Annotated in this window: 1 protein-coding gene; it reads left to right on the top strand. The window is 65.8% G+C overall.

Features of this window, described 5'->3' with window-relative positions:
* Positions 1 to 38: 38 nt before the first annotated feature.
* The gene (locus tag J1M86_RS20095; protein WP_368857271.1) at positions 39 to 13,511 is read left to right on the top strand and encodes an amino acid adenylation domain-containing protein; all 13,473 of its coding nucleotides are present in this window, start codon (positions 39 to 41) and stop codon (positions 13,509 to 13,511) included.
* Positions 13,512 to 13,534 lie beyond the last annotated feature (23 nt).

Below are 13,534 nucleotides of genomic sequence, written 5' to 3'. Positions count from 1 at the left end.
GGTATCACGGTCGTGCGGAGTTGACGGCGGATCGTTTTGTGGCGGATCCGTTCGATTCTGCTGGTGGTGGTCGGTTGTATCGGACGGGTGATGTGGTTCGGTGGTCGGCTGAGGGTGAGTTGGAGTACGTGGGTCGTTCGGATTTTCAGGTGAAGTTGCGTGGGTTGCGGATCGAGTTGGGTGAGATCGAGTCGGCGTTGTTGGCTGAGAGTGTGGTTGCGCAGGCGGTGGTGCTGGTTCGTCACGATCAGTTGGTTGCGTATGTTGTGCCGTCCGCCGGCTCCACGGTAGATATCGACGCGCTATTGCGGAACGTGGCCGCGCTCGTGCCCGAATACATGGTGCCTGCAATGGTTCTGGTACTCGACGCACTTCCACTCGGACCCTCGGGCAAGCTGGATAGAAAAGCACTGCCCGAACCCGTCTTCGAAAGCTCTGCCGACTTCCGCGGCGCGGACAGCGACGTCGAGCAGATTCTCAGCGAGGTCTTCACCGAGGTGCTCGGCGTCGATCGAGTAGGCGTCGACGACTCGTTCTTCGCTCTCGGCGGCGACAGCATCGTCTCCATCCAGTTGGTTGCCCGTGCGCGTGCTCGTGGCGTGATCATCACACCACGAGATGTGTTCGAGCAGAAGACAGTTGCGCTCCTCGCTTCGGTATCGACAACCGAGGGCGACACCGCCGACAGGGTCGTGCTCGAGGAGCTCCCCGGCGGCGGCGTCGGGCGTATGCCGTTGACACCGTTCGCGCAGTCGATGATCGAGCGCGGCGGATCCTTCGACCGCTTCGTGCAATCGGTGACCCTCGACCTGCCCGTCGGCATCGACCGCCGCGGCATACTCCGCACGGTCACCGAAGTCGTCGACCGTCACGACGGCCTGCGCGCACGACTCGTGCATGACGACCAGGGGTGGGGTCTCGAGATTTCCGAGCCCGGCTCCGTGGACCTCGACTCCTCGATCGACCACATCGTGATCGACGCGGAGGCCAAGTCCGAGGACATCATGGCCGCGGCATCGGAGGCCGTCGATCTGTCGATGCGCCACCTCGATCCGCGCGCCGGCCACATGTTGCGTTTCGTCTGGGTCGACTTCGGCCGCGACGTGCCGGGCCGCCTCGTCGTGATCGCACACCACCTCGTGGTCGACGGTGTCTCGTGGCGCATCCTGGTGCCGGACTTCGTCTCCGCCTGGGCTCAGATCGCGCTCGGCACCACACCCGAGCTCCCGGACGTGGGTACGTCCGAGCGTCGCTGGGCGCACGCGCTCGAAGAAGAGGCCCGATCCGAGAAACGCTTGCTCGAACTGGATCTGTGGCGCCGCATCTCGGCCACCGAGGACCCGCTACTGGGCGAGCGGCCGTTCGATTCGGCCACCGACGTGCAGTCCACCGTCGAACGAATCTCCGTCACAGTGCCAGCCTCGGTGACCCGCTCCTTGCTCACCGCGGTGCCCGACGCCTTCCGCGGCGGGGTCAACGACGGTCTGCTCGCGGCCCTCGCCGTCGCCGTACGCCGTTGGCGCGCCCAACGGGGCGTCGAAGCCCCGGCCACACTGGTGCAACTCGAAGGCCACGGTAGGGAAGACGAGCTCGTTCCCGGCGCCGACCTCTCACGTACGGTCGGCTGGTTCACCAGCGTCTTTCCCGTCCGGCTCGACCTCGAGGGAATCGACCTCGACGGTGAAAACGCCATCGGCGCGGCAGTGAAGACCGTCAAAGAGCAGATGCTCGCCATTCCCGACAAGGGGATGGGTTACGGCTTGCTGCGCTACCTCAATGCCGAGACAGCAGCAGAGTTGTCGCAGCTCTCGTCCGGGCAGATCAGCTTCAACTACCTCGGCCGCCAGGAAACCGGTGACCTACCGGAAGGGATCGCGGGCTGGCTACCGGCCTCCGATTTCGACGACCTGGCAGTCTTCGGCGATCCCGATATGCCCGCCAACAAGACGGTCGACATCAATGCCATCGTGAAGGGCTCGGGTGAGACGTCCGAACTGGTTGCGGCGTTTGCGTTCCCGACCGGAGCCATTGCACCGACGGACGTGCAGGACTTGGCCGATCTGTGGGTCGCGGCGCTGACCGAACTCGCAGATCACGTCACTGACCCAGCTGCCGGTGGCCTGACTCCGTCCGACGTCCCACTTCTCTCGCTGACGCAGCGCGACATCGACGCGGTCGAGACGCTGTACCCGAAGACCACCGACATCTGGTCGTTGGCACCGCTGCAGTCGGGCCTGCAATTCCACGCATTGTTGGCTGGATCCTCGCTCGACGTGTACACGATGCAGATGGTGCTCACTCTCGAAGGGACCGTCGACGCAGCACGTCTTCGCCGCTCCGCTCAGGCATTGCTCGACCGCTACGAGAACCTGCGAACGGCGTTCGTGACAGCAGCAGACGGATCCTCGATTCAGGTCGTCGTGAACGACGTCGACGTGCCATGGTCCGAGCATGACCTCTCCGACCTGTCCGGCAGCGCTCGCGAGCAGGCATACGAAGCGCTTCGAGCCAATGAACAGTCGACGCAATTCGACCTCGCCGCAGCGCCGCTCGTTCGCTTCACGCTGGTGAAGCTGTCGACGGGTGAGTATCGGCTGCTCTTCGCCAACCACCACATCCTCATCGATGGCTGGTCGATGCCGCTGCTGATGAAGGACCTGCTCTTCCTCTACGCGGCCGGTGGCGACGGTTCCGCGCTACCGCGTGTGGCGTCGTATCGGATGTTCCTGTCCTGGATCGCGCGGCAGGATCACGCCGAATCTGCTCGGGCGTGGGCACGTGCACTCGAGGATGCACCGGAGCCGACGATCCTGGCGCCGGCCTCGATCGATCGCGAGATCACCTCGCGTTCCGGTGCGATCGAGATATCGCTGTCCGCCGGACTCTCGCGGTCGCTCGCTGCCCTCGGTGCGCGGCTGGGAGTCACCGTCAACACTCTCGTTCAGGCCGCCTGGGGCATGTTGCTCGCCGCCTCCACGGGCCGCGACGACGTCGTGTTCGGCGCAACGGTGTCCGGCCGACCGGCCGGGCTTCCTGGCGTGGAGTCGATGGTCGGGTTGTTCATCAACACCCTGCCCGTTCGTGTTCGCCTCGATCCGGCGGAGACGCTGGAGTCTGCCCTCGTCCGACTCCAGGGTGAGCAAGCAGATCTGCTCGACCACCATTACCTCGGGTTGACCGAGGTACAGCGGGCTGCGGGCGTGGGAAATCTCTTCGACACGCTCACAGTCTTCGAGTCCTACCCGGTGGACGAAGCCGGGTTGGCCGCGCAGGCGTCGGACATCGACGGGATGGCCGTCACCGGCATCGAATCCAACGACAGCACGCACTACCCGCTGACCCTGTTGATCGTCTCCGACGATCGAATTCGATTGACACTGAAATACTTCGAGGACCTTTTCGACCGCGATCAGGTTGCAGCGATGGCTGCCCGGGTCGAGCGCATCCTCACCGCGGTGGCCGAGGATCCGTCTCAGGCGGTCGGCGATCTCGACCTGCTCGACGAGGCCGAGCGGCGTGAACTGCTGGCCGAGCGGAACGCGACAGATCACGACGTCGAGGATGCATTGCTTCTCGACGAGTTCGACAGGCAGGTCGAACGCACCCCCGAGGCGACGGCGTTGACCTTCGAGGGGCAGTCGATCACCTACCGTGAATTCTCCGCGCGCACAAATAGGTTGGCGCGACATCTGATCGGCAAGGGCGTAGGCCCCGACACGGCAGTTGCCATCGGCATGCGCCGGTCTTTGGAGATGATGGTCGGAATCTACGCCGTGCTGCGGGCGGGCGGTGCGTACGTGCCACTCGATCCCGAGCAGCCGGCCGATCGCGTCGACTACATCCTGGAGACCTCGAACGCGGTTCTCGTGCTCACGACGGTGCGTGACGAGTTCGCCACGGGCGCTTCGACAGACGTCGTGTTCGTCGACGATGCAGCGCTGGAGCGCATTTCGGGCGATCCGCTGCCCGAGGCGGAGCGTGGCAGGACCAGGCCCGACAACGCTGCGTACGTGTTGTTCACCTCCGGATCGACCGGTAGGCCGAAGGGCGTGACGATCAGCCATCGTGCGATCGTCAACCGCCTCGAGTGGATGCAGGACGAGTACCGGTTGACCGAGTCCGATGCCGTCGCGCAGAAGACGCCTGTCACCTTCGACGTGTCGGTGTGGGAGCTGTTCTGGCCGTTGCGCATCGGCGCGCGCATGGTGATCGCAAAGCCGGACGGCCACCGCGACCCGGCGTATCTCGCCGACCTTTTGGCCGCCGAAGCTATTTCGGTCGCGCACTTCGTCCCGTCGATGCTGGCGGTGTTCACCGCCGAACCGTCCGCTGCGGCCGCGTCGGCGCTGCGTTGGGTGTTCGCCTCCGGTGAAGCTCTACCGGTGGCGACTGCCGCACGCCTGGCCGAGCTGCTACCGGGCACCCGTCTCGTCAACCTCTACGGCCCCACCGAAGCCGCAGTCGACGTGACCTACCACGAGTACACCGCGCAGGACCGCTCCGGCGTACCCATCGGGCGACCGGTGTTCAACACTGCGGTCTACGTGCTCGACAGTGCGCTGCGGCCTGCGCCGGACGGCGCCGAGGGTGAGCTCTATCTCGGCGGCGTGCAGCTCGCGCGCGGCTACAGCTCGCGGCCCGATCTGACGGCGGACCGATTCGTCGCCAACCCGTTCGGGGTGGGCAGGCTCTACCGCACCGGAGACGTTGTCCGGTGGAACCCCGCCGGCGAACTCGACTACATCGGCCGCTCCGATTTCCAGGTCAAGCTCCGCGGGCAGCGGATCGAGCTGGGCGAGATCGAGAGCGCTCTGCTCGCCGACGATGACATCGCACAGGCCGTGGTCGCGGTCCGTGGTGATCGATTGGTCGCGTGGGTCGTACTCGCCACTGATGTTGCTGATACCGCTGTCCCCGACCTGACGGCGGCAGTGGGAGAACGGCTTCCGGCTTATATGGTCCCGTCGGCCTTCGTGGTACTCCACGCCCTGCCTCTGACGAGTTCGGGCAAGCTCGATCGCAAGGCGTTGCCCGAACCGTCCATCGAATCGGCGGAATTCCGGGCGCCGACCACGCCGATCGAACAGATCGTCGCGGAGGTCTTCACCAGTGTCCTCGGGGTCGAGAGGGTCGGTCTGGACGACGACTTCTTCGCGCTCGGCGGCAACTCGCTCGTCGCGACGCAGGTTGCGGCCCGGCTGAGCGCAGCTTTGGACGCACAGGTGCCTGTGCGGGCCCTGTTCGATGCCTCGACGGTCGCCGCGCTTGCTCGTCGCGTGGAGGACCATGCCGGTTCCGGTGGACGGGCAGCGCTCGTTTCCGCGCCGCGCCGAACTGAGGACGGGCGGCCGAAGCGGATCCCGCTGTCCTCGGCGCAGCAACGGATGTGGTTCCTCAACCGGTTCGACACCGCGTCTGCCGTCAACAACATCCCGGTCGCTATTCGACTGACCGGTGCGCTCGATATCGACGCGCTGCGCGCCGCGGTCGCCGATGTGGTGGCCAGGCACGAGACGATGCGGACCGTGTACCCGGAGATCGACGGGGTCGGACATCAGGTGGTGCTCGCACCCGGCGACGTTGCCGTCGACTTGTCACCGATCTCGGTGGCCGAGCAGGACGTGCTCGGCGCCGTGCTCGAGACCGTGTCCGAGGGGTTCGACGTCACCAGCGAGGTACCGCTGCGGGTGCGTCTGCTCGCCGTCGACGAGTGCGATCACGTGCTGGTGTTCGTGGTACATCACATTGCTGCGGACGGTTTCTCGATGCGGCCGCTGACCACCGACGTGATGCTGGCCTACGCTGCGCGTGCACTCGGCGAGACCCCGGACTGGCGCCCGCTCGAGGTGCAGTACGCGGACTACACGTTGTGGCAGCGCGCTGTCCTCGGCAGTGAGGACGACCCGTCCTCGGAGGCGTCGGCGCAGGTGTCGTACTGGACGAGTCAGTTGTCGGGGCTCGCCGATCAGATCGAGCTCCCGTTCGATCACCCCCGACCTGCTGTGGCAACCAATCGTGGCCGTACTGCCCAGTTCTCGGTCTCGGCCGAGCTGCACCGCAGTCTGGACAGTCTTGCTCGACGCCACAATGCGTCGCTGTTCATGGTGGTTCACGCAGCGCTCGCGATTCTCATGTCCAGGCTGTCGGCCTCGGAGGACGTGGCGATCGGAACTCCGATCGCAGGGCGCGGCGACGCGAAGCTCGACAATCTGATCGGCATGTTCGTCAACACGTTGGTGCTGCGGACCGAAGTGTCCCCGGGAACCGCCTTCGACGAACTCCTTGCGCACGCACGGGAGGTCGACCTACAGGCGTTCGCCCACGCCGACGTTCCGTTCGAGCGTCTCGTCGAGGTGCTCGATCCGCAGCGTTCGCAGGCGCGGCACCCGCTGGTGCAGGTGGTGTTGGCGTTCCAGAACCTCGGGCACACGGCGCTGGAGCTACCAGGACTGTCCGCCGAGGCGCTGCAGTTCGACGCCGAGATCGCCAAGTTCGATGTGCAGTTCACCTTCGAGGAAGTCGCGCAGCAGGGTGGCCTGACGTGTTACGTCAGCTACGCGAAGGACCTGTTCGACGCCTCGACCATCGAGGCGATGGGTGAGCAGTTCCTCGCAGTACTGGACGCCATCGCCTCCGATCCCACCACTGCGGTGGGCGATATCGCGATCGTCGACGACTCGACCCGCGATCGCGTGCTGACGCAGTGGAGTTCCTCGGGCGCCGATGTGTCGGTGAAAGCGGCGACGTTGGTCGAACGGTTCGACGCCGCGGTGGCGGCGCACCCGGCCGGGGTCGCGGTTCGATTCGAGGGAGTCTCGCTCACCTTTTCCGAGCTCGACAGCCGCGCGAATCGCCTCGCGCGCACGCTCATCGGTGTCGGTGCAGGCCCGGATTCATTGGTCGCCGTGGCTCTACCACGTTCGGCCGAATTGGTCGTAGCGCTCGTCGCTGTCGTCAAGGCCGGTGCGGGATACCTGCCGGTGGATCCGTCGTACCCGCGTGAGCGCATCGAGTTCATGATCGCCGACGCAGCTCCGGTGGCTGTGGTCACCACGGCGGAGGTGGCAGCGCAGGAGTCGATGGCGAGCATCGGCGAGGCCGGCATTGCCGTCGTAGATCCCTTTGCTGCGCAATCGGATGGTGTGGAGGAAGATTCGGCGCCGGTTACCGACGCCGATCGACTCGCACCGCTCCGGGCAGACAACCTGGCGTACGTGATCTACACCTCCGGTTCCACCGGGCGCCCGAAGGGCGTTCTGGTTCCGCACCGGACAGTCGTTCGGTTGATGGACAACACCGATTCGTCCTTCGGGTTCACCTCCGAGGACGTGTGGACGATGTTCCACTCGTACGCGTTCGACTTCTCGGTGTGGGAGCTGTGGGGCCCGTTGCTCTACGGCGGCACTCTGGTGATGGTCGACTACTTCACCTCCCGCTCACCCGAAGCATTCCGTGAGCTGCTGGTGACCGAGCGCGTGACGGTGCTCAATCAGACACCGTCGGCGTTCTACCAGCTTGCCGAACTCGACCGTGCGCGCAGCGCCGATGCGGGTGAGCTGTCGTTGCGCTACGTCGTCTTCGGCGGCGAGGCGCTCGAACCGCGTCGTCTTTCGGGATGGTTCGACCGACACGGTGATGGCAGCTCGAACGGGCCGCTGCTGGTCAACATGTACGGCATCACCGAGACGACCGTGCACGTCTCGTTCCGCGCGCTGTCCTCGGATTCGATCGGATCGGCCTCGGTCATCGGTGCACCGATCTCGGGCCTCGGGGTCTACGTGCTGGACAGCCGGCTGCAGCCGGTTCCGGTGGGCGTGGCAGGCGAGTTGTACGTCTCCGGTGGACAGTTGGCACGCGGATACCTCGGGCGTGCCGACCTGTCGGCGGTGCGCTTCGTGGCGAACCCCTTCGGCGGCGGTCGCCTCTACCGCACCGGCGACCTGGCCCGCTGGGTCGAGACTGGCTCAGAGACAGGTTCATCCACTCCTGCCACAGGGGAGTTGGTGTATCTCGGGCGCGCCGACGACCAGGTCAAGATCCGTGGCTTCCGCATCGAACTCGGCGAGATCGAAGCAGCAGTGTCGGCGCAGGACTCCGTCACTGCGGCGGCGGTGATCGTCCGCGAGGACTCGCCGGGCGCGCAGCGACTCGTCGCGTATGTCGTCGGCACAGTGGACACCGAGTCGGTTCGGGCTGGTGTCGCCGAGATGGTTCCCGAGTACATGGTTCCGTCGGCGTTCGTGTCGATGGACGAGATCCCGTTGACGGTCAACGGCAAACTCGATCGCAAGGCGCTGCCGGAGCCGGCGCAGACAACTGCCGGATTCCGGGCGCCCTCGACTCCGGTCGAGGAGATCGTCGCCGGCGTGTTCGCCGACGTCCTCGGCCTCGCTCGTGTCGGCGTAGACGACGACTTCTTCACCCTCGGCGGCAACTCGCTGATGGCAACCCAGGTGGTCTCACGGCTCGGCAGCGCCCTCGACACCTCCGTACCGGTGCGTCTGCTCTTCGAAGCGTCCTCGGTCGGTGACCTTGCGGGTCGCGTCGAGTCTGCTGTCGGACGCGGACGCGTGGAGTTGGTCGCTCGTGAGAGGCCACAGCAGATTCCGCTGTCGCTGGCGCAGCGACGCATGTGGTTCCTCAACAGGTTCGACAGTGCATCGACTGCCTACAACATCCCGATGGCACTGCGGTTGTCCGGGCATCTGGACACCGACGCGTTCGCAGCGGCCATCGGTGATCTCGTCGAACGCCACGAAACTCTGCGGACGATCTACCCCGACACCGAATCGGGTCCGGTTCAGCAGATCCTCTCGGCGGAGCGAGCCGATATCGCTTTGGCCGTGGAGGACACCGATGCCGATTCCGTGACGGGTCGGGTGATGGCCCTGGCCGCCACCGCGTTCGATGTCACCTCCGAGGTGCCGGTCCGTGTGACGCTGTTCCGCATTACGCAGGACGAGTACGTCGTGGCGATGGTCGTCCATCACATCTCCGCCGACGGTTCGTCGATGGTGCCGTTGACGACCGACCTGATGACGGCGTATGCGGCCCGCACCAGCGGCCGGACACCGGACTGGGCTCCGCTGCCGGTGCAGTACGCCGATTACGCGCTCTGGCAGCGCGAGGTCCTCGGCCACGAGGACGACCCGGACTCCGTGGGCGCCGAGCAGCTCGGCTACTGGAGGTCCGCCCTCGCGGATCTGCCGGATCAGTTGACGTTGCCCATCGACAAGCCCCGGCCGGCCGATCAGAGCTTCCGCGGTGACCGCGTCGAGTTCACTGTCTCGGCGCATACTCATGCGGCACTTCAGGAACTGGCCCGCACGCACAACGCAACTGTCTTCATGGCTGTACACGCGGCGTTGTCCGTGCTGCTGTCGAAGTTGTCGGGCATGAACGACATCGCCGTCGGTACGCCGATCGCCGGTCGCGGCGAGGCAGTGCTCGACAATCTCGTCGGCATGTTCGTCAACACGCTGGTGTTCCGGCTCGACGTCGACGGTGGACGAAGTTTCACCGAGCTGCTCGCTGCGACTCGGGAGACGGATCTGCAGGCGTTCGCAAACGCCGACGTACCGTTCGAGCGTCTCGTCGAGGTGCTCAACCCGGCACGCTCGACTGCGCGGCATCCGCTGTTCCAGGTCGGTTTCTCGTTCCAGAACGTGGCGCAGACCGCCCTCGAACTGGGCGAGCTGACGGTGTCGGCGGTGGACGCCGATTCCGGGACATCGCAGTTCGATCTGCACCTGATCCTCGCGGACCGCTACGAGGACGACGGAACGCCCGCCGGATTCGAAGCTCTCATGACATACGCGACCGATCTGTTCGAGGAGTCGACCGTCCGGTCGATCGTGGACCGATTCGTTCGGGTGCTCGAGGCCGTGGTTGCCGATCCCGACGCGGCTGTCGGCGATCTGCCGATCCTCGACTCCTCGGAGCAGCGGGAGCTGGTCTCCGGTTGGAACGACACCGCCCACGAGATCGACGCCGCCGCAACGCTGGTCGATCTGTTCGACGATCAGGTGCAACGCAATCCCGACGCCACCGCACTCGTGTACGAGGGCCAGAGTCTGACCTACGCGGAGTTCGACGCACGGGTCAATCGTGTCGCTCGGTCGCTCATCGATCGGGGCGTCGGACCGGAGTCCCTGGTGGGTCTCGCGATTCGCCGATCGGTCGAGCTCATGGTGGGCATGTACGCCATCGTCAAGGCCGGCGGTGCCTACGTGCCCATCGACCCGGATCAACCGGCCGAGCGAACCCGGTACATCCTCGATGTCGCACAGCCTGTCTGCGTGATCACCACGTCGGCGGACGCAGTGGACATCGACGGTGCAATCGATCTCGCCGATCTCGAGCACGCGGGGACCGACAGCGCGCCGATCACTCCGAGCGAGCGATTGTCACCACTGCGCAGCGGCAACACCGCCTACGTGATCTTCACCTCCGGGTCCACCGGCAAGCCGAAGGGCGTGGCGGTCGCTCACGCTGCAATCGTCAATCAGCTGCTGTGGAAGCACGCCGAATTCGGTATGGACGCAACCGATTCGGTGCTGCTCAAAACCGTAGCCACCTTCGACCTGTCCGTCTGGGAATTCTGGTCGGCTCTGACCGTCGGCGCGTCCGTCGTGATCGCCACGGCAGACGGGCATCGCGATCCGGACTACCTGTTGGCGTTGCTGCGCGAGCAGCGGATCACCACCTTGCACGTGGTTCCGTCGATGCTCTCGATGCTGAGCACGGTTGCCGCAGGCTCGATGCCGTCCACGCTGCGCCGCGTACTCGCCATCGGCGAGGCGCTACCGGCCGAGACAGCGCGTGCCTTCCGCGAGAGCAACTCTGCGGAGCTGTTCAACCTCTACGGTCCGACCGAGGCGGCTGTGTCGATCACCTCGCACCGTGTCGGCGAAGAGGACACCCAGACGGTGCCGATCGGCCGGCCGGAGTGGAACTCCGAAGTGCTGGTTCTCGATTCGCGCCTGCACCCCGTGCCGGTGGGCGTCAGCGGTGAGCTCTACCTCGCGGGCGCGCAGTTGGCGCGTGGCTACCACGGACGGGCCGATCTGACGGCGGACCGCTTCGTCGCCAACCCGTTCGGCGAGCAGGAGCGGAGCCTGCGGAGTGACCAGGTGTTGGGGGAGCGGAGCCTGCGGAGTGACCAGGTATCTGCAGGTGCTCGCATGTACCGGACCGGTGACATCGTCAAGTGGAACCGCGCGGGCGAGCTCGAGTACGTCGAACGCGCGGATTTCCAGGTCAAGGTGCGCGGCTACCGAATCGAGCTCGGTGAGATCGAAGCTGCGCTGCGTGCCCAGGATTCCGTGCGCGAGGCCGCGGTGACCGTGCACAACGACGGACGCACCGGTGACCAGTTGGTCGCGTACGTCGTTCCGTCCGCCACGCCTTCCGATGCGGCAGACGATCTCGATACGGCGGCCATTCGGACGTCACTGACCGCGAGTCTGCCGTCGTACATGGTGCCGTCGGCATTCGTTGTCCTCGATGCGTTGCCGCTCAACACCAACGGCAAGCTGGACCGCAGGGCACTGCCGGCCCCGGACTTCGCGGTCGGTGAGTTCCGTGCTCCGACCAATCCAGTCGAGGAAGTGGTGGCAAGTACCCTCGCGGATGTTCTCGGTGTCGATCGAGTCGGGCTGGACGACGATTTCTTCGCTCTGGGCGGCAACTCGCTGATCGCCACGCAGGTCGTGTCGAGGCTCGGGGCCGCGCTGGACACCAAGGTGCCGGTTCGCACGATCTTCGAGGCCTCGACGGTTGCTGCGCTCGCAGCGCGTATCCAACCGCTCGTGGGTGGGGGCGCCCAGGTGCCTCTCCTCGCGCGGGAGCGCCCCGCCACGGTGCCGCTTTCGCTCGCGCAGCAACGCATGTGGACGATCAACCAGGTGGATACCGAGTCCGGGGCGTACAACATTCCGGCAGCTGTTCGGTTCACCGGTGCGCTCGATGTGAGTGCATTCGCCGCGGCGATGGCAGATGTGATCGAGCGGCACGAGGTGCTGCGCACCAGATACCCGGACAGCGCTGACGGCCCGATTCAGCTCATCGGAACTGTCGCCGATGCCCTGCCGGATCTGAGGCCGGTGCCCGTCACCGAAGCGGAGGTCTACCAGCGGGTCGGCGAGGTGCTTCGTGGTGGGTTCGACGTCACCTCGGAGGTGCCCGTCCGAGCGGGTCTGTTCCAACTGGACGAGACCGACCACGTGTTCGCTCTCGTCGCGCACCACATCACTGCCGACGGGTTCTCGATGCGCCCGCTGATCCGCGATGTGATGCTGGCGTACACCTCGCGGGCCGCCGGCGATGCTCCCCAGTGGGCACCGCTGCCGGTGCAGTACGCAGACTTCAGTCTGTGGCAGCGCGAGGTCCTCGGCAGCGAGGACGATCCGGACAGCGCACTGTCCTCGCAGCTGGAGTTCTGGACGCAGGAGCTCTCCGGGCTTCCGGACCTGTTGCCGCTGCCGACCGACCGACCGCGTCCGGCGCGGCAGTCGACCATCGGTGAGGCATACGAGTTCGCGCTGGGGCCGGAGATCTCGCAGAGGTTGGACAAGACTGCACGCGAACACAACGCAACGGTCTTCATGGTCGTTCACAGTGCTCTCGCGGTGCTGCTCGCCAGGCTCAGCGGTACCGACGACATCGCGATCGGGACTCCGACGGCGGGTCGTGGCGAGGAAGCGCTCGACGATCTGGTCGGGATGTTCGTCAACACCCTGGTACTGCGCACTCGCGTCGAGGGCGGTCTGACGTTCGCCGAACTGCTGGCACGGACACGGGAGACCGACCTGGCCGCATTCGGTCATGCGGACGTACCGTTCGAGCGTCTCGTCGAGGCGATGGGGCGTACGCGTTCGAGCGCCTACTCGCCGCTGTTCCAGGTGATGCTCACCTTCCAGAACGCTGTCAGTGGAACCTTTGCGCTGCCGGGTCTCGAGGTGTCGACGCTCGCCGCCGACGAGGACCAGGCGAAGTTCGACCTGCAGCTGACTGCGATCGAGCAGTTCGACGAGTCGGGCACTCTGCAGGACGTACGTGCCCTGTTCAACTATGCGACGTCCATCTTCACCAGGTCGACAGTGGAGAAGTTCGCGGACAGGTTCCTACGCATACTCGACGCGGTGACGCAGGATCCATCGGTCACGCTTCGCTCGATCGATATCCTGTCCGAGGCCGAGCGCGCCGCGTTCGCACCCAAGCGGGTCGCGCGGACGGTGGACGACCTTCCGGCCCTGGTGTCCGAGGCAGCAGCAGTCGACCCGGCCGCCGTGGTCCTCACGCACGACGCAGCCGAGATCACCTTCGAGCAGTTGCACGCCAAGCTTGCCGCGGTATCGAAGGCGATGGGTGCCACTCTCAAGCCCGAGGCGCTCGTGACGGTCGCGCTCTCGCAACTGGTGCCGGGCATCCTGCCGGCGCTCGGTGCCGAAGGCTATGCAGCGGCGGTGGCGTCGATGATCGGCGCAGCCGAAGCGGTGATCGGACGCTGACCTCAGCTGCCGAGACATCGTGT

Source organism: Rhodococcus sp. KRD197, assembly GCF_017168235.1.
In the GTDB taxonomy this organism is placed as follows: Bacteria; Actinomycetota; Actinomycetes; order Mycobacteriales; family Mycobacteriaceae; genus Rhodococcoides.
The sequence above is the reverse complement of the archived record's forward strand: the minus strand, read 5'-3'. Positions and strand labels throughout refer to the sequence as shown.